At 73.3% G+C, this 17,538-nt stretch carries 14 protein-coding genes, 1 pseudogene and 1 riboswitch; of the genes and pseudogenes, 8 read left to right on the top strand and 7 right to left on the bottom strand.

What is annotated here, in order from left to right; all coding sequences use genetic code 11:
* Positions 1–256: 256 nt before the first annotated feature.
* Positions 257–1,411, bottom strand: coding sequence for a glycosyltransferase family 4 protein (locus ABZ714_RS31520; protein WP_358828773.1), 1,155 nt, complete (start codon positions 1,409–1,411; stop codon positions 257–259).
* Between the two features lie 184 nt (positions 1,412–1,595).
* On the opposite strand from ABZ714_RS31520, the gene ABZ714_RS31515 reads away from it, so the two are divergent.
* Complete coding sequence (locus ABZ714_RS31515) at positions 1,596–3,020, top strand: glycosyltransferase family 87 protein (protein WP_358828772.1); 1,425 nt, start codon at positions 1,596–1,598, stop codon at positions 3,018–3,020.
* Here ABZ714_RS31515 and ABZ714_RS31510 read toward each other — a convergent pair.
* From ABZ714_RS31510 to ABZ714_RS31490, 5 genes are all read right to left on the bottom strand, one after another.
* Positions 2,977–4,188, bottom strand: coding sequence for a hypothetical protein (locus ABZ714_RS31510; protein WP_358828771.1), 1,212 nt, complete (start codon positions 4,186–4,188; stop codon positions 2,977–2,979). The two genes, ABZ714_RS31515 and ABZ714_RS31510, sit on opposite strands and share 44 nt — an antisense overlap.
* A 125-nt stretch (positions 4,189–4,313) precedes the next feature.
* Positions 4,314–5,339, bottom strand: a complete 1,026-nt coding sequence (locus ABZ714_RS31505) for a C40 family peptidase (RefSeq protein WP_358828770.1) — start codon at positions 5,337–5,339, stop codon at positions 4,314–4,316.
* 282 nt (positions 5,340–5,621) lie between these two features.
* Positions 5,622–6,656: an NlpC/P60 family protein gene (locus ABZ714_RS31500; protein WP_358828769.1), complete on the bottom strand. Its 1,035-nt coding sequence runs from the start codon at positions 6,654–6,656 to the stop codon at positions 5,622–5,624.
* 449 nt (positions 6,657–7,105) lie between these two features.
* On the bottom strand, positions 7,106–8,467 hold the full coding sequence (locus tag ABZ714_RS31495) for an NYN domain-containing protein (protein ID WP_358828768.1): 1,362 nt from the start codon (positions 8,465–8,467) through the stop codon (positions 7,106–7,108).
* Between the two features lie 46 nt (positions 8,468–8,513).
* Positions 8,514–8,756: a hypothetical protein gene (locus ABZ714_RS31490; protein WP_358828767.1), complete on the bottom strand. Its 243-nt coding sequence runs from the start codon at positions 8,754–8,756 to the stop codon at positions 8,514–8,516.
* Between the two features lie 188 nt (positions 8,757–8,944).
* Here ABZ714_RS31490 and ABZ714_RS31485 point away from each other — a divergent pair, with 188 nt between their 5' ends.
* From ABZ714_RS31485 to ABZ714_RS31455, 7 genes and pseudogenes are all read left to right on the top strand, one after another.
* The gene (locus ABZ714_RS31485) at positions 8,945–9,766 is read left to right on the top strand and encodes a rhomboid family intramembrane serine protease (RefSeq protein WP_358828766.1); all 822 of its coding nucleotides are present in this window, start codon (positions 8,945–8,947) and stop codon (positions 9,764–9,766) included.
* On the top strand, positions 9,763–10,044 hold the full coding sequence (locus ABZ714_RS31480) for an Lrp/AsnC ligand binding domain-containing protein (protein ID WP_358828765.1): 282 nt from the start codon (positions 9,763–9,765) through the stop codon (positions 10,042–10,044). Before ABZ714_RS31485 ends, ABZ714_RS31480 begins: the two co-directional genes overlap by 4 nt.
* Before the next feature lie 181 nt (positions 10,045–10,225).
* A pseudogene (locus tag ABZ714_RS31475) lies at positions 10,226–10,399 on the top strand (small hydrophilic protein); the annotation flags it as partial.
* Between the two features lie 274 nt (positions 10,400–10,673).
* Positions 10,674–12,137, top strand: coding sequence for an ATP-binding protein (locus ABZ714_RS31470; RefSeq protein WP_358828764.1), 1,464 nt, complete (start codon positions 10,674–10,676; stop codon positions 12,135–12,137).
* Positions 12,134–12,796: a response regulator transcription factor gene (locus ABZ714_RS31465; RefSeq protein ID WP_358828763.1), complete on the top strand. Its 663-nt coding sequence runs from the start codon at positions 12,134–12,136 to the stop codon at positions 12,794–12,796. The genes ABZ714_RS31470 and ABZ714_RS31465 overlap by 4 nt, the downstream gene beginning before the upstream one ends.
* 264 nt (positions 12,797–13,060) lie before the next feature.
* Positions 13,061–14,476: an SLC13 family permease gene (locus ABZ714_RS31460; RefSeq protein WP_358828762.1), complete on the top strand. Its 1,416-nt coding sequence runs from the start codon at positions 13,061–13,063 to the stop codon at positions 14,474–14,476.
* Between the two features lie 40 nt (positions 14,477–14,516).
* Positions 14,517–15,734, top strand: a complete 1,218-nt coding sequence (locus ABZ714_RS31455; RefSeq protein ID WP_358828761.1) for a glycerate kinase — start codon at positions 14,517–14,519, stop codon at positions 15,732–15,734.
* Here ABZ714_RS31455 and ABZ714_RS31450 read toward each other — a convergent pair.
* Positions 15,668–17,074 carry an aminotransferase class V-fold PLP-dependent enzyme gene (locus ABZ714_RS31450; protein WP_358828760.1) on the bottom strand — a complete coding sequence of 469 codons (1,407 nt, stop codon included), beginning with the start codon at positions 17,072–17,074 and terminating at the stop codon, positions 15,668–15,670. The two genes, ABZ714_RS31455 and ABZ714_RS31450, sit on opposite strands and share 67 nt — an antisense overlap.
* A 212-nt stretch (positions 17,075–17,286) precedes the next feature.
* Positions 17,287–17,404: riboswitch (SAM riboswitch) on the bottom strand.
* Positions 17,405–17,538: the final 134 nt, after the last annotated feature.

The raw sequence follows: 17,538 nt of genomic DNA, 5'->3' as shown, positions 1-17,538 counted from the left end.
GTCATCTGCCCCAAATCCCCGGCCGGCCTGTTGGCGTCGGGCGACCGGGCGCGGTCGCCCGACAAGCTCGCCCGGCTGGGCGGGTGGCGTGGCCCTCACCCGGAGGGCCAAGGCGCTGGGGGTTCCCCCATTGCCGAAGGCAGAGGGGGCGGAACCGCGCGAACAGCCACTGCCGGCGCGCGGTCGCCCGACAAGCTCGCCCGGCAGGGCATCCGGCGCCAACGACCTCCCCCGGAGAGCCACGGCGCTCCGGGGGTCAGAGCAGGCCGCGGAGGTGTGCCGCGAGGAGGTCCCAGCGCCAGGACTCCTCGACCCATTCACGGCCGCGCCTGCCCATGCGGTCGCGGAGTTCCGGGTCCAGCAGGAGGGTGATCACGCGGTCCGCCGACTCGGCGACCGCCGCGTCGTCGGTGCCGCCGCGCACCACCCAGCCGGTCTCGCCGTCGAGTACGGCGTCGGGCGCGCCGCCCGAGTCGCCCGCGACGACCGGGAGGCCCGTCGCGGAGGCCTCCAGATAGACGATGCCGAGGCCCTCGACGTCGAGTCCGCCGCGCCGGGTGCGGCAGGGCATGGCGAAGACGTCGCCCGCGCCGTAGTGGGCGGGGAGTTCGGACCAGGGCACCGCGCCGGTGAGGCGGACGGAGCCGGCCACGCCGGTGGTCTCGGCGAGCCTCAGCAGGTCCTTCTCGTACGGTCCGCCGCCGACGATCAGCAGGACCGCGTCCGGTACCCGGGCGAGGATCCTCGGCATGGCGAGGATCAGGGTGTCCTGGCCCTTGCGCGGCACCAGGCGGGAGACGCAGACGACGACGGGCCGGTCCGCGAGGCCGAGCCGGTCCCGGACCAGGGCGCCGCCCGAGTCGGGGTGGAAGGTCTTCTCGTCGACCCCGGGCGGCAGCTGGACCATCCGGGCCGCCGCCTCGGGGGTGAGCGCGGCGGCGATCCGGGAGCGGGTGTACTCGCCGAGGTAGGTGATCGTGTCGGTGCCCTCGCCGATCCGCCGCAGCAGGCTCCGGGCGGCGGGCAGTCGGGCCCAGCCCGCCTCATGGCCGTGGGAGGTGGCGACCAGCCGTTCCGCCCCGGCCTTGCGCAGTGCCGGGGCCATCAGGCCGAGGGGCGCGGCGGCGCCGAACCAGACCGAGCGGCAGCCGTGTTCCCGCAGCAGGGCCGTGGCGCGCGCGGTGACCCGGGGGGTCGGCAGCAGCATGGTCGTACGGTCCCGGACGACGGTGAACGGCTGCTCCGCGTCGAACGCGGCCGTCGCCTCGACGCCCTCACGGCTCCGCTTCCAGGTGGAGGCGTAGACGACGATCCGGTCGGGGTCCATCCGCAGCGCCATGTTGTGCAGAAACGCCTGGATGCCGCCGGGGCGCGGCGGGAAGTCGTTGGTCACGATCAGGGTCTTGTCCATCGTGCGCCGACAGTACCAATCCCCTCCGGCGGTCCCGGGGCGGCGCTGCCCGCCGCCCGGAGGTGACGGCCCCGCCTTCCCGCGCCGGGCCCGGCGGCCCGGCATCATAAGCGGACCACCGGCCGACATTCGGTGCAAAAGCCATGCGCGGGCCGGATCGGGCGGATCAGCGGAGGGGCACGTCATGAGCGACCGGCGGTACGGGGACGGCCCCGCGCGGGAGTCGGAGGACCGGGCCGGACCGCCGCCGAGCCCCGTGACTCCCGGCGCTCTCGCCGGGATCGCCGCGGTCTGGTCCCTGACCCGGGCCGGGCTGCTCCTCTGCGTCTTCCGGGTGGTCGTGCCGCCCGGGCCGGACGTCACCTCCGACGTCTCGGTGATCTACCGGGGCTGGTACGAGGTACTGCGGGCGGGGACGTTCCCCGTCGCCGATGTCACCTGGCAGTATCCGCCCGCCGCGGCGCTCGCGATCCTCTCCCCCGGCGCGCTGCCCTTCCTCGGCTACGCCACCGCCTTCTTCGTGCTGGCCCTGGTCTGCGACGCGGCGGTGCTGGGGCTGTTGCTGACGGCGGCCCGCCGTCCGGGGCGTTCGGTCCGGGGGGTCTGGGTGTGGGTGGCGGGTGTTCCGCTGCTGGGGCCGACCGCGTACGCCCGCTACGACCTGATGGTGACGGCGGTCGCGGTCGCGGCGCTGCTCGCCGGGGTGCGGCGGCCCCGGGCGATGGGGGCCCTGGTGGCGCTGGGCGCGCTGGTGAAGGTGTGGCCGGTGCTGCTGCTGGCGGGAGTGGCCCGGGCCCGGGTGTGGTGGTCGGCGGGCCTGGTGGCCGGGGCCGTCCTGGCGGTGTCGGCCCTGGTACCGGGCGCGTTCGGCTTTCTGACGCATCAGCGCGACCGGGGTACGGAGGTCGAGTCGCTGGGCGCGCTGGTCTTCCATGTCCGGCGGCTGCTGGGCGACCGGGAGACGCGGGTACTGCTGAACTACGGCTCGATCGAGTTCGTCGGGCCGGGGGTGCCGGTGGTGTCGGCCGCCGCGCTGCTGCTGGCGGTCGCGGCGCTGGGCTGGCTGGTGGCGTGGCGGCTGCGGGCCCGGGCGGCGCCGCGCGATCCGGGGCCCGCCGGGAATCGCGAGCCCGCGGACCTTACACCCGAAGGCCCGGCGCCCGGGTGCCGTACGCCCGAAGGCCCGGCTCGCGGCGTCGCGGCGGCGGCCTGGCCGGGGCCGGTGGCGGACGCCGCCCTGACGGCGGTGCTCCTCTTCACCACCACGAGCCGGGTGATCAGCCCGCAGTATCTGCTCTGGCCGACCGGGCTGGCGGCGGTCTGTCTGCTGGGCCGGCGGGCGGCGATGACGGGCCCGGCCGTACTGGTCCTGCTGGCCTCGGCGGTGACGGTGGTGGAGTTCCCGCTGCTCTTCGGCCGGGTGGTGGCGAGCGATCCGGTGGGGGTGGCGCTGCTCGTGCTCCGCAACGGGCTGCTGGTGGCGGCGACGGTGTGGGCCTGCCGCCGGTTGTGGCGGTCCACGGTCCCGTACCGGGGGTCGCGTACCGCCGCCGTACGGCCCGGGGTCAGTCCAGCCGCTGCCGCAGATAGTCCCGCCAGCGCGCGGTGAACTCGCGCGGTTCGACGCCGAGGAGTGCGGTCATCGCCTTCTCCACCGAGGCCCGGCGGTCGGTGCCGCCGCCGATCTGCCGGTAGAACCCGAGCAGGGTGTCCTCGCCCCAGTCCGCGGCGATCAGTTCGCAGGCCAGCCAGCCGCTCTCGTAGGCGCGGGCGAGGGTGGCCGCGTCGCCGCCGAAGGAGAAGGCGTCGTCCTCCGGCAGTTCGGCGGGGAGTTCGCCGCGGCGGGCGGCGCGCTGGAGTTCGGGCGCGTTCTGGCCGGCGGTCCGGGGGGTTCCCCGGTACGCGACCCAGTCCGCGAACCCCTCCGACAGCCAGAGGGGGGTGGCGGCCGAGGTGGCCGCGCGGGTGGCGACATGGGTCGTCTCATGGGTGAGGACCACGCTCTGCCCGAAGTCGCCCAGCAGGTCGTAGGCGGCCGGATTGACGATCACCCGGTCGGCGGGGACGGCCGCGGTCGTCCCGGTCTCCCCGGTGGTGACGGCGGCGATTCCCCGGTACGAGGCCCCGGGCGTGCCCAGCAGGGCCCCCATCGCGTCGACGGAGCGGGGGACGAGCACCACGACCTGTCCGGCCCAGGGATATCGCCAGGCCGCCGAGACGACCGGGACCGTACGGTCCACCAGAGCGGCCAGGGCCCGGAGCCGCTCGCGGGGCTGTCCGACGGCGAGGACGAGGCAGTCGCGGCCCCGGACGGCGGTCACCGGGCCCTGCTCCCACAGCTGGTCGGCCGCGCCGGGACCGGGCCGGTCGGCGGTGACGTACCACTGGTCGTCGCGCAGGACCAGTTCGATGGAGCGGGGGACGACGACGGGCGCGGTGTCGTATCCGGCGATCCGGTAGTGGAGTTCGGCCTCCGCGTAGGCCTTGCCGCCGTCCCGCCGGACCGTGCCGAGCCGGTAGGCCCAGGAGGCGACGGGGACATGGGCCAGATCGCGGAACGTCCGGCGCTCCTTCGCCCGCAGTACGGTCTGCTCGATGGCGACGACCGACAGATACGCCTGCTCGTCCCGCTGCTCCAGGGCGGTGGCGCGGTGGTTGAGGGTCTCCTGGACGGAGTCGACGGTATGGCCGGATGCCGATGGTTCGGCGGTACAGCCGACGGCTCCGCCGCCGATCAGGGCGGCGACGGCGGAGATGGTGACGGCACGTCTGCCCACCGTCGGCCCGGGGGCTTCCGGTGGGTCCGTCCGCCCCGTCGGGGCCATTCGTTTCGGCCACTGGGGCCTCTCGCGCACCGCCACCCGGCCGATCGTACGGAACCCGGGCACCGGTAGCCCGGTGTTCAGACCCGTGTGACCGAAGAGACGGGCATCATGCCGACCGGGTCGTAACGGACGGCGGCGCCCGGATAGGGGGCGTGGACGACCTGTCCGTTGCCGACGTACATCCCGATATGGCTGGCGTCGTGCCGGTAGGCGACCAGGTCGCCGGGGCGGGCCTGGGAGAGCGGCACGCGCCGGCCGGCGTACCGCTGGGCCTGTGACGTGCGGGGCAGCCCGACCCCCGCCTGGGCGTACGACCACTGGGTCAGGCCCGAGCAGTCGAAGCCGGAGGGTCCGTTGGCGCCCCAGACGTAGGGGCGGCCGACGGCGCCGCGGGCGGCGGCGACTGCGGCGGCGGCCCGGGGCGAGGCGGCGGTCTCGCCGCCGGCCGGGCCGAGGGCGCTCCGGCCGGATCGGGAGGAGCGGTCGTAGGCGGACCGCTCGTCGGAGGGGAGGGCGTTCAGCAGCCGCCGGGCGGCGGCGAGTTTCCGTTCCACGGTCCGTTTGTGGCGGGCGACGGCGGCCCGGGAGCGTTCCAGTTCGGCCAGATCGCGGCCGGCCTCGGCACGGCGCTGGACCAGCTCGCGCTGGGAGCGCAGATAGTCGTGCAGGGTGTTGGTCTGGCGGTCGCCGATCCGCTCCATCAGTTCGGCGCCGCGGAGATAGTCGTCCGGGTCGGCGGAGAGCAGCAGCATCAGGGCGGGGTCGGCGCCGCCGAGGCGGTACTGGGTGCTCGCGACCGCGCCGAGGGCGCCGCGCATCCGGTTGAGCCGTTCCTGGCCCCGGGCGAGGGCGTCCTGGGCGGCCCTGGTGCGGTTCCGGAGCTGCCCGGCCCGCTCCCCGGCGCGGTTGAACTCCTCGGTGGCCCGCTCGGCGTCGGCCAGCAGCCGGTCGACCGCCGCCCGGGAGGGGCGCGGACCGTCGGGCGCGGCACCGGCGGGCGAGGTGCCCAGGGCTGCGGCGGCCGTCGCCGCGGCCGCGGAGAGCACGGTGACCCGGGCGCTGTGGGTGAGACCAGGCGGTGAGGGCCGTCGATGGGACGCCACGGGCCGCGCTCCTTCTGGGGACGGGGAGTCGTGCGCGGCAGACAGTAGCCCGGCGGGCGGGGGCGGCCAAAGACCGTAAGGGGTGCCCGTGACGGCGCCCCGCCGGGAGACCAACAGGTCACCGGCGGGGCGCGGGGTCGCCTCGCGGGCCGCAGATTCGCCCGTTCGGGCGGCATGCCCGGGTGTGGCGCGGGCAGGGGTGCTCCGCCGCCGGGCGCGTCGAACGGCCCGGCACGGCACCGGCGCAGGACCGGTCCCGGCCGACGGCGGCGTGGGGGTGGGTCAGACCCGGACGCCGAACTGGAACGGCATGTTGTTGATGGACTCGTACCGCACCACGGCACCGGTGCGCGGCGAGTGGAGGATCTTCCCGTTGCCCGCGTAGAAGCCGACGTGGTGCAGATCGTCGTAGAAGAAGACCAGGTCGCCCTGCTTCAACTGGCTCTGCGAGTAGATCCGCTGGCCGATGTTGGCCTGGGCCTGGGAGGTGCGCGGGATGGGGCGGCCCGCCTGGGCGAAGGACCAGGAGGTGAAGCCGGAGCAGTCGAAGGTGTTCGGGCCCGCGGTGGCGTACTTGTACGGCGAGCCGATCTTGCCCTGGCCGATGGCGAAGGCGGCCATGCCGTACGAGGACCCCGGGGCGGGCTTGCCGAGGTCGGGCCGCTCGCCGGAGGATCCGGCCCGGTCGGCGCGGGTCTCCTCGCGCTTGATCTCGGCCCGCTCCTTCGCCGTCAGGGAGTTCAGCAGCTTCTGCGCCGAGGAGAGCTTCGACTGGATCCGGCGCTTCTCCGCGCCGAGTTGCTCCCGGGTCTCGGCCAGCCGGGTCAGCTTGCCCTGGGCTTCCTTGCGCTGCTGGGCGAGGGCGCGGCGCTTCTCCTGGATCTCGTCGATGGCGTCGCTGTGGCGGCTGCCGACCCGGTCGAGCGCCGCGGCCTTGTCGAGATAGGTGTCCGGGTCGCCGGAGAGGAGGAGTTGGAGCGACGGGTCGACACCGCCGGTGCGGTACTGGGCGCTGGCGACGACGCCGAGGTTGTTCCGCAGGGTGTTCAGTTCGTCCTGGCCGCGGGCGATCCGGTCCTGTACGGCGTCGACCTGGCTCTGGAGCTTGTCCTGCTGCTCCTTGGCGCCGTTGTACTTCTCGGTGGCCAGGGCGGCCTCCTCGTACAACTTGTCGACCTTGGCCTTGACCTCGCCCTTGCTGGGCTGCGGGGCCGCGTTGGCGGCCTGGGAGGTGAGCGCGACGGCCGCGGCCGCGGTGGCGCCCATGAAGGTGACGCGGGTGCGGCCCGGCCGCTTGGGACGACGGTGAGACGCCACGGAGACGGGCTCCTTCTCCTCGGGACCGCCTGCCGGGCGCGGGAACGCCCCCCGGCTCCGCTCCGACGGCTCCCCCCGGTATCGGCCGGCGAAGACGGGCTCGGCGGTTCCTTCGCCGTCACCCCTGCTGAGTGATCAACCGTGCGAAGGTTCGAGGCCCGACCCTAGTGACGTTTTCGTGATCAGTTCAAATCATCATCGGAAAAATTCCGGCGGGGTGTGGATTCTTTACCGTCAGCACCCCTCGCCCCAGAGGGGATTATCCGACCGTCTCATCTCATCAACCATCAAATCGCCCGACCGCATGGTCCGGTCGCGATGTACGGAGATGTTCATACGGGGCATCCATACGGAGACATCCGTACGGGAGCGATCATCCGGAGGCATTCGTACAGAGGCGTTCGCACAGAAGCACGCGGACGGGAGCGTTCCTGCGGGAGCGGCCCCGCTCAGACCCGGGAGAGCCGCTTCAGCAGCAGCAGGGACGCCACCGGGCGGGCGCCCGCCTTGGCCACCCCGTCGGCGACCTCCCGGTCGGTGGAGACCACCACCACCGGCCGCCCCGGCGGCTCCGCCCGGACGAGCTGGCGGATCAGCTCGTCGGCGGTCACTCCCGGCTTGGAGAAGAGGACCCGGACCCCGCGCGGCGGTGCGAGCAGTACCGGCGCGGCCAGTTCGGCGCCGTCGAAGACACAGGTGATCTCGGCCCCGGTCTGGGCGGCCAGTACGGAGAGCCCGCCCAGCAGCCGCAGCCGCTGCTTCTCCAGCGGCATCGTCGGATAGCCGGTCTTGGTGACGTTGTAGCCGTCGACCACCAGATGCACCTGGGGCAGCGCCAGCAACTGGTCCAGCAGCGCCGGATCGGTCTCCGAGAGCGCGCGGGCCGCGATGTCCTTGGGCGACATCCGGCCGGGCGCGACCGCGTCCACGGCGTCCGCGGGCCGGGCCGACGCGGGCGGCAGCGCCAGCTCCCGGCGCAGGCCCTGGGCGGCGTCGAGCACGGTGTCCAGCAGCAGCCGCAGCCGCATGTCCTCGACGGACCTGCCCTCGCGGGCGGCCCGCCGCCCGGCCTCGACGGCGGCCTCCGCCTCGCCGAGCCGGGCCTTGAGCCGGCGGGTCTCGCTCTCCGCCGCCGAGACCTGCGCCGCGGCCTCCGCGCGGACCGCGTCCAGTTCGGAACCGGCCCGGCGCAGCGCGGCCTCGCCCCGCTTGATGTCGCTCTCGGCGCTGCGCAGCCGACGCCGAAGCGATTCGGCTTCCTTGCGGGACGTCTCCAGCTCCGTACGGAGCCGCTCGGTCTCGGTGCGGGTGAGCGACCGGGCCTCGGCGAGGTCGTCGCGGAGCCGTTCCAGTTCGCGCCGGCCGGCCTCGTCGGCGCGTTCGGCGTCGGCGCGCTGGGCCTCCTCGCCCGCGGCGGCCACCAGCTTCACCCATCCGGCGGGCCGCAGTACGTACGCGGCGGCGGCCACGTCCAGCGGATCGGCGGCGGCGGGCGGGGCGCCCGCCGCCAGCGCCGCGCACAGTTCGGGCTGCGCCTGGGTGATCCGCTCGCCGATCCGCTGCCGGAAGACGGGGTCGCCCTCCAGCGCCGCCGCCATCGCGTTGCCCGCGAGCTTGGCGCGCCGGGAGGGGGTGAAGCGGGCGTACTGCCGGAGCTGGCCCGGCAGCTCGGCGACGGTCAGGGCGCCGAAGGCGTCGGCGACCAGCGCCACGACTCTGCGCCGGACACCCTCCGGCAACGGCCGGTCGAGCGCCTCCGCGGCGTCACCGGCCGGCCCGGCCTGCCGGTCGCCGCTCTCCGGCTGCTCCACGATCCGTCACCCCATAACCCGTCGCCCGAGGACCGGCCGTCTCCGCTCAGGAGGCAGCGCCGGGCCTGTCCACCAGCTCGATCTGATCCACGGCGTTGCACCAGCGGCAGCGCACGGTCTCGATGGTCTCACTGAGCACCTCCCGCTCCTCGACGGCGGGCTCCCCGGCGAGGTCCAGATGGACGTACTCCACGACCTTGGAGGAGCGCGTCACATCGAAGCGGGTGAGATTGCCGCAGAGCGTGCAGCGCCAGCGGGTGTCCGCGGTCGGCGTGGGCACCGTCGTCATCGTTACGTCCGTCCTGTTCGTCACGGGTTCCATCCGGGGCTTGCCTAGCAGATTGTGCGGTTGGTCCGGACACCGCGGTGCGCCGTCGAACTGCGGGTGTACTGCTCGTAACTCTATGGCCTCGCGGGGGTCCCGGGGCACGGCGAGGCACCCTGCACCGCTTGGTCCGGTTACGCCATGATCTGTCCGTGAATTCTCGGCAGCCGTCGGTCCGGTATCCGCTCTCCACCGCGGCCCGGGCGGTCCGCGACTGCGCGTCCGCCGCGGTCCGCGGCCCCCGGGTCACCTGCGCCCTGATCGCCGTGTGCGGCGCCGTCTTCCTCGCCGGTCCGGTCTCGGGCCTCGCGCCCGGCTACGGCTCCGGGGACGCCCTCGCCGCCGCCCAGGGCGCGTACTTCGCCCGCTGGGGGGTGATCCCGGCCCGGCTGGCCGACGGCACCCCCGGCGCGCTCGCCACCCCGCTCACCGCCCTCTTCGTCCACGACAACTGGCCGCATCTCCTCGGAAACATGCTCTTCCTCTATGTCTTCGGCGCCATGACCGAGGAACGGCTGGGGCGGCTGCGGTTCACCCTCTTCTATCTGGGGGCCGGATACACGGCCCTGGCGGCGTACGCGATCGCCCACGCGGGATCCGGACAGCCGCTGGTGGGGGCGTCGGGCGCGATCTCGGCGGTGCTCGGGGCCTTCCTGGTTCTCTTCCCGAAAGCCCGGGTCACCAGTCTCTTCCCGTTCCTCTTCTTCCTGCCGCTGCGCTTCCCGGCCCGGATGGTGCTGGTCTTCTGGATCGCGCTCCAGTGGCTGGCGGCGACCGGGATCGGCCAGGGCTCGCCCGCGGTGGCGTATCTGGCGCACCTGGTGGGCTTCGCGACCGGATTCCTCTACGCATGGGGACGAATCCGGCGCCCGCCGGGGACCGCCCGCCGGTTCGGGCCGCCCGGCGCGATCCGGCGGAGAGGGCCTAGAGTGAAGGCCCCAGCAGCGGCCACCGAGGGAGACAGCCAGCCGTGATCACCGCGATCGTGCTCATCAAGACCAGTGTGGACCGCATTCCGGAGATCGCGGACGAGATCGCGGCGCTGGAGAGTGTGAGCGAGGTCTTCTCGGTGACCGGGACGTACGACCTGATCGCCATGGTCCGGGTCGCCCGGCACGAGAACCTGGCGGATGTGATCCCGGGCCGGATCAGCAAGGTCGAGGGCGTCCTGGGCACCGACACCCATGTCGCGTTCCGTACCTACTCCCAGCACGACCTGGAGGCGGCCTTCGCCATCGGGCTCGACTCCTGACCCATCGGGCCCATCGGGCCCGCTGTTCGGGCCCGATGCCGGGCGACGCGCTGGCGACGTGCGTCACAGCCGTCTCAGCAACCCCCTCACCAGCGACTTCATCTCCCGGACACCTGAGGATGAAGAATTCTTCATCCCGTTCTCATCCGAACGCCGCCCTGCGCCTCGCACCATCGACACCATGCTCTTCTCCCACCGCATCGCGGCCCTGGTCGCCGTTGTCGCGATCCCCCTCGGGATCGCGGTGACCAGTTATGCCCTCACCGACAGTTCCGACACACCCAAGGTCCCGCCGAAGGTGAAGCTGGAGTCCGGCACACCGACCGGCGACCCCGGTGGCGTCAAGTCGCCGACCGGTGACGAGACCGTGGCGCCCCCGGTGAGCGAGAACCCGTCGAACGACGACGACGACGCGCCGACCACCAAGCCCTCGGCCAAGCCGCCGCAGAGCGGCAACGGCGGCAACCCGCCGGGCTCCGGTGCCAACAGCGGGGCGAACAACGGCACCAACAACGGCGCCAACGGCGGCGGTAACAACAGCGGCGGCGGAAGCGGCGGAAGCGGTGGAAACACCAACCCGAACCCGGGCAACGGCGGAGACGACGACGGCCCGGGGGGCGACGACTACGGTGACGACGGCTGAACCACTGCGCCGCTGGATCACCGAGAGAATCCGGACGGTCTCCGCGCGAGCCCGCATCCTGCTGTGGCTGCTCATCGTCATGGCGGTGGCGCTCGCCGCGGTCGCCGTCGCCACCCGGTCCGTTCTGCTGCGCGATGCCGACCAGCGGATCAACGGGCTCCTGGTGCAGGAGACCAATGAATTCGCCAACTTCGTCCAGGAGGGCTTCGACCCCGACACCGGGCAGCGCTTCACCGACCCCAACCCCCTGCTGGTGGTCTTCCTCAAGCGCCAGTACCCGGACCCCGACGAGGAACTGATCGGCCTGGTCCACGACCCGGTCAAGAACAGACCGGCCAAGAAGGTCCAGGGCCGGGACCACGGAATGCGCCACCCCCTGGTCGAGGACGACCCCGCACTCAAACAAGTGTTCGACGCTCAGGCGGACTCGGGCGTTCTGCGGCGGCCCGAGGGCGAAGTCCGCTGGGCGAAGGTCCCCATCGAGGCGGGGAACGGCCACCCCCCGGCGGCGTTCGTCGTCGCCGTCCACCCCGCGGGCGAGCGCGAGAAGGCCACCGACGTCTTCCATATGCTGCTCGCCATCTCCGGGGTGGCCCTGCTGATGACGACCGGCATCGGCTGGGTCGTCGCGGGCCGCATCCTGCGTCCCGTACGGCTCGTCCGTACCACCGCGGCCCAGCTCACCGAGCAGGACCTCACCCAGCGCATCCCGGTCAAGGGCCGGGACGACATCGCGGCACTCGCCGAGACCTTCAACGCCATGCTGGACCGGCTGGAGCGGGCCTTCGCCGCCCAGCGGGAGTTCGTCGACGACGCCGGGCACGAGCTGCGTACCCCCATCACCATCATCCGGGGCCATCTGGAGCTGATGGGCGACGACCCGGCCGAACGGGATCAGACCGTCCGGATCGTGATGGAGGAACTCGACCGGATGAGCCGGATCGTCGAGGACCTGCTGCTCCTCGCCAAGGCCGAGCGGCCCGACTTCGTCACCCCCGAACCGGTCCAGATCGGCGAACTGACCGCCGATGTCTTCGTCAAGGCCAGAGCGCTCGGCGAACGGCGGTGGCAGCTCGCCGAGGCGGTCGACGCCGAGGTCGGGCTCGACCCCCAGCGGATCACCCAGGCGATGGTCCAGCTGGCCCAGAACGCGGTCCAGCACACCGTGCCGGGCCAGCGGATCGGCATAGGCTCGCGGGACGAGGGCGACCGGATCGAGCTGTACGTCGCCGACAGCGGCCCCGGTGTCCAGCCGCAGGACGCCCAGGTGATCTTCGAACGGTTCCGGCGGGGCACGGCGCGCCGAGGGGCCAGGGCCACCGGCGCCGGGCTCGGCCTCGCCATTGTGAAAGCCATCGCCGAGGGCCACGGTGGACGAGTGGAGCTGCGTCCCACCGACGGTGGCGGTGCCACCTTCGTCCTCGTACTCCAGAAGGAAACCACGCAGTGAACCGGATACTCATCGTCGAGGACGAGGAACGCATCGCGGCGTTCGTGGAAAAGGGACTCCGGGCCAACGGATTCACCACCTCGGTCGTCCACGACGGGGACTCCGCCTTCGACTACGCGATGACCGGCGGCTTCGACCTGATCATTCTGGACATCGGACTGCCCGGCCGGGACGGCTTCACCGTGCTGCGCCAGCTGCGCGAGGCCCAGGTGTCGGTACCGGTGATCGTGCTCACCGCACGGGACTCGGTACGGGACACGGTCGCCGGACTGGAGGGCGGCGCGGACGACTGGATGACCAAGCCGTTCCGGTTCGAGGAGCTGCTGGCCCGGGTCCGGCTGCGGCTGCGGACCGCCGCCCGGGCGCCCGAGGTCACCGTCCTGCGCAACGGCGAGCTGACCCTCGATCTGCGCACCCGGCGGGCCAGGTCCGGGGAGCGGACCGTCGATCTGACGGCCCGGGAGTTCGTCCTGCTGGAGCTGTTCCTGCGCCATCCGGGACAGGTGCTGTCCCGGGAGCAGATCCTCTCCCACGTCTGGGGGTACGACTTCGACCCCGGCTCCAACATCGTGGACGTCTACGTCCGGGCCCTGCGGAAGAAGCTGGGCGCCGACCGGGTGGAGACCGTACGGGGGATGGGCTACCGGCTGCCCGAGTGACGGCGGGTCAGGGGCGCCGCGGGCCGGAACCGGTCCGCGGCGCCCCTGTTCCGTGCCGCCTCGTTCCTGTTCCGCTCCTGGTCGGGCCCTGGCCCGCCCCTGGGGCGCGCGGCGAAGTCCGTACGCCCGGCCGGGACTCCGTACGCCCCCTTCGCACCCCCGCGCCGCCGTACGCCTCGATCCGCCGCCGGTCACACCGGTTGGTGAAGTTCCTTTCATCAACGGCTCATGAAGTGCTCACCGCCCCGGTGAACGCTCTTATCCGTGACACTGAACCTCCGACAGGCCGCGACCCTCTGTGTGGCGCTCAGCATCTGCGCGCTGCTCGTCGTTCCCGGCAACTTCCCCGGCCTCGGCGGCGACGCCCGGATCACCCTCGGCGTCTTCGCCATCGCCACCTGCGCCTGGATCGGCACCCCGATCGACGACACCTATATCGCGCTCGGCGCGGGGCTGGCGCTCACGGCGACCGGGGTGATCACCAGCGACACCCTCTTCGGCACCCTCGGTGACGATACGGTCTGGCTGCTGATCTGCGCCTTCGTCCTGGCCGCCGCGGTGGCGCGGACGGGGCTCGCGGGCCGGGCCGCGGCCTTCCTGGTGACCGGCGCCCGCAATGTCCGTCAGCTGGTGCATCTGACCACCGCGGCGCTGGTCGTCACCGCCTTCGCGGTCCCCGCCACCTCCGGCCGGGCCGCACTCGCCCTGCCGGTCTTCATCGCCCTGGCGAAGACGCTCGCCGACCGGAAGCGGCTGGTGGTCATGCTGGCCCTGCTCTTCCCCACGGTGATCCTGCTCTCCGCGGTCGCCACCCTGATCGGCGCGGGCGCCCATCTGATCACGGTCTCGGTGCTCTGGGAGGCCACCGGCGAGAGCATCGGCTTCGCCGAATGGCTGCTGATCGGGCTGCCGCTGGCGATCGTCTCCTCCCATCTCGCCGCCGAGGTCGTGCTGCTGACCACCACCAAGCGGGCGGACCGCCGGGGCCCGGTGCACATCACCGTCGAACAGATCCAGGAGCACACCGAACAGCCCGTCACCGGCCCCTGGTCGCAGGCGGAGGCCCGGTGCGCGCTGCTGCTGGCGACCGTGGTCGCGCTCTGGTGCAGCGAGCCGCTGCACCGGGTGCCGCCCGCCGTGGTCGCGCTGATAGGGGCCATAGTCGCCGCATCCCCCGCGCTGGGGACCGTACGGCTGAAGGACGCCCTGAAGACCGTGCCCTGGTCGATGCTGCTCTTCATGGCCGCGACCATGGCCATGGGTGTGGCGCTGGCCGACTCGGGGGCGGCGAAGTGGCTGGTCGGCGGGGTGCCGCTGGATGTGCCGGCCTGGGCGTTCCTGGCGGTCGTGGTGCTGGTCTCCACGGTGGCGCATCTGGTGCTCCAGTCCCGCTCGGCCCGCTCCTCGGTGCTGGTGCCGCTGGTCGTCGCGGCGGCCGTGGGCGCCGGGGTCAATCCGGTGGCGGCGGCGCTGGCGTCCACGGCGGCGGCCGGGTTCTGTCACACCCTGCCCGCCTCGGCCAAGCCGGTGACCCTCTACTCCGACATACCGGATATCCCCACCTACACCCCTCGCGATCTGCTGCGGATGTCCGCCTTCCTCGCGCCGCTCACGGCCGCGCTGGTGCTGCTCTTCGCGGTGGCCGTCTGGCCGCTGGTCGGCGTGCCCGTCACCCCCTGAACCTCTTTCACCGCCAGAACCCTCACCTGGAGTTCCCACGATGCTGACCCGAATCGCCGTCGCCCCCAGCGGTTTCAAGGAGTCCCTCTCCGCCCAGTCCGCCGCCGAGGCCATCGCCGCGGGCGTCCGCCGGGTGATCCCCGACGCGGAGATCGACCTGATCCCGCTGGTCGACGGCGGCGAGGGCACCGCCGAGGCGCTGGCCGCCGCGTCCGGCGGACGGCTGGTCCGGCTGAACGCCACCGGCCCCACCGGCCGGCCCGTCGCCACCCACTTCGCGATGCTCGACAAGTACACGGCCGTGGTCGAGATGGCCGCCGTCGCCGGTCTGTCGCTGGTGCCCCGGGTCCTGCGCGACCCCGGCGCCACCACGACCTACGGCGTCGGTGAGCTGATCCGCGCCGCCCTCGACGAGGGCGCCCGGGAGATCCTGGTGGGCTGCGGCGACTCCGGCACCTCCGACGGCGGCGCCGGTGCCCTCCAGGCGCTGGGCGCCCGGCTGCTGGACGCGGACGGCGTGGAGCTGCCGTACGGCGGCGGCGAACTGCTGCGGCTCGACCGGATCGACGTCTCCGGCCTCGACCCCCGGCTGCGCAGGACCGACATCCGGGTCGCCTGCAACCCGTTCAACGTGCTCTGCGGGGAGCGGGGCGTCGCCCGGGTCTTCGGACCGCAGAAGGGCGCCACGCCCGAGCAGGTCGAACAGCTCTCGGCGGCGCTGGAGCACTGGGCGGACGTCCTCACCCGCGATCTGAAGGTCCGGGCCGATCTGTACGAGGGCCCGGGCACGGGCGCCTCCGGCGGCCTCGGCGCCGGGCTCGCGGCGCTCGGCGCGGCGCTGCTGCCCCGGTTCGAGGTGCTGCTCGACCATCTCGACCTCGACGCCCGGCTGGCCCGGGCCGATCTCGTCCTCACCGCGGAGGGGGCGCTGGACCACCAGACCACCCGCGGCAAGGTCCCGGCCGAGGTCGCCCGGCGCGCCAAGCGGTACGGGCGTCCCGTACTGGCCCTGGCGGGCACCATCGGGGAGGGCGCGCACCAGGTGCGGTCGGCCGGGGTGGACGCGTACAGCGCCATCCTGCCCGCGCCCGTCACCCTCTCCGAGGCGCTCGGCCGCGGCGGGGAGTTCCTCGCCGACGCGACCGAGCGGGCGCTGCGGATGGTGCTGATCGGGACCCGGATCCCGGAGCGTCAGCCGGTCGGCGCGGCGGCCGGACCCGTCGGGTCGGGCACACAGCGGCCGTCCTCGGTCCGGTAGTTCCACCGGGCGCCGTCCGTGACCAGCTCACGGACGGCCCGGACGAACCGCTCCACGTGCTCGTCGGGGGTACCGGCGCCGAAGCTCACCCGGATCGCGTTGAGGGACCGCTCCCCCGGCTCGGCCTCGGGGGCGCCGCACTCCCCCGGGTCCTGCGGGTCGCTGCCCAGCAGGGTACGGACCAGGGGGTGGGCGCAGAACAGTCCGTCCCGGACCCCGATGCCGTACTCGGCGGAGAGCGCGGCGGCGAAGTGCGAGCTGTTCCAGCCCTCCACCACGAACGAGATCACGCCGACCCGGGGGGCGTCGTCGCCGAACAGGGAGAGGACCTTGACCTCGGGCACCTCGGCGAGCCCGGCCCTGACCCGGGCCACCAGCGACTGCTCCCGCTCCACCAGACCGTCGAAACCGGCCTCGGTGAGGGCGCGGCAGGCGGCGGCGATCGCGTAGACGCCGATCACATTCGGCGAACCGGCCTCGTGGCGGGCGGCCGTGGTGTGCCACTCCACCTCGACCCCGCCGTCGGCCCGGCGGGCCACCTTGCGGGAGGCGCCGCCGCCCGCGAGATACGGCTCGGCGGCGGTCAGCCAGTCCGCGCGGCCCGCGAGCACCCCGGACCCGAAGGGGGCGTACAGCTTGTGCCCGGAGAAGGCGACCCAGTCCACGTCCAGCTCCTGGACCGACACCGGGTGGTGCGGCGCGAGCTGGGCCGCGTCCAGCACGATCCGGGCGCCGTGGGCGTGCGCGGCGGCGGCCAGCTCCCGTACCGGCCACAGCTCACCGGTCACATTGGACGCACCCGTCACACAGACCAGCGCCGGGCCGTACGGCTCCCGGTCCGCCAGCGCCCGCTCCAGGGTCGTCACGGCCTCGTCGGGGGTGCGCGGCGCGTTGAGATAGGTGACCCGGGCGTCCCGCCAGGGCAGCAGCGACGCGTGGTGCTCGGTCTCGAAGACGAACACCTGGCAGTCGGCGGGCAGCACGGCGGCCAGCAGATTGAGCGAGTCCGTGGTGGACCGGGTGAAGACGACCTGGTCGCTCTCCCGGCAGTCGAGGAACTCGGCGACCGTGCGGCGGCTGCTCTCGAAGAGGTCGGTGGAGAGCTGCGAGAGGTACCCGGCGCCCCGGTGGACACTGCCGTAGTACGGGGCGTACGCGGCGACGTCGTCCCACACCCGGCGCAGGGCGGGGGCGCTGGCTGCGTAGTCGAGGGCGGCGTACGTGACCTCGCCACCGGTGACCAGCGGCACGGTGACATCGGAGCCGAGGACGGCCAGCGGCTCGGTGGCGGCGGTGGAGCCGGTGGCGGTACAGGAGACGGCGGGCACGGATGCGGACATGACGGAACTCCCGGGCGGGGCAGGCGGAATGGAGGCATAAGGCTCCGTACGACACACGCCATGACACGGCCACACGCCCTGACGACGGGGCCGGGGGGTGGGTTAGCGGCGGGGTACGGAGGATGTGCGGGAAGAAGGGGCTTCGAGCCCTATCGCATTCGCTTGCTCACGAGACTGCTCCCTTGAGGACCAGGACCCCAGGGTGACGCAGGGGTCCGCGCTTGCCGCGGACCTCGCTGCCCACGGCCTGGTCTTCACCCGGGGCACCCCGCCACGGACGGAGGGTTGCCGGACAGCGGGCCGGGGCCGTAGTCGCTGTCGCTCATGACCTGCGCGAAACGGTATGCGACGCGGGCGACGGCCGCAAGCCTGTCCGCAATCCGGACGCGGAGTCCCTGCGGGGCGCCGCGGGGACGGGCGCGCCGTTTCGATGACCCTTGAGTGCCGACCTCGCCCCGTCTGTG

The sequence above is a fragment of the Streptomyces sp. NPDC006798 genome (genome assembly GCF_040635975.1).
Lineage (GTDB): Bacteria > Actinomycetota > Actinomycetes > Streptomycetales > Streptomycetaceae > Streptomyces.
The sequence above is the reverse complement of the archived record's forward strand: the minus strand, read 5'-3'. Positions and strand labels throughout refer to the sequence as shown.

What these genes read in the sequence shown, in the direction of transcription:
- ABZ714_RS31490 (WP_358828767.1), bottom strand. Translation starts at nt 8,756, where the DNA reads ATGACGACGGTGCCCACGCCGACCGCGGACACCCGCTGGCGCTGCACG.
- ABZ714_RS31520 (WP_358828773.1), bottom strand. Translation starts at nt 1,411, where the DNA reads ATGGACAAGACCCTGATCGTGACCAACGACTTCCCGCCGCGCCCCGGC.
- ABZ714_RS31515 (WP_358828772.1), top strand. Translation starts at nt 1,596, where the DNA reads ATGAGCGACCGGCGGTACGGGGACGGCCCCGCGCGGGAGTCGGAGGAC.
- ABZ714_RS31455 (WP_358828761.1), top strand. Translation starts at nt 14,517, where the DNA reads ATGCTGACCCGAATCGCCGTCGCCCCCAGCGGTTTCAAGGAGTCCCTC.
- ABZ714_RS31450 (WP_358828760.1), bottom strand. Translation starts at nt 17,074, where the DNA reads ATGTCCGCATCCGTGCCCGCCGTCTCCTGTACCGCCACCGGCTCCACC.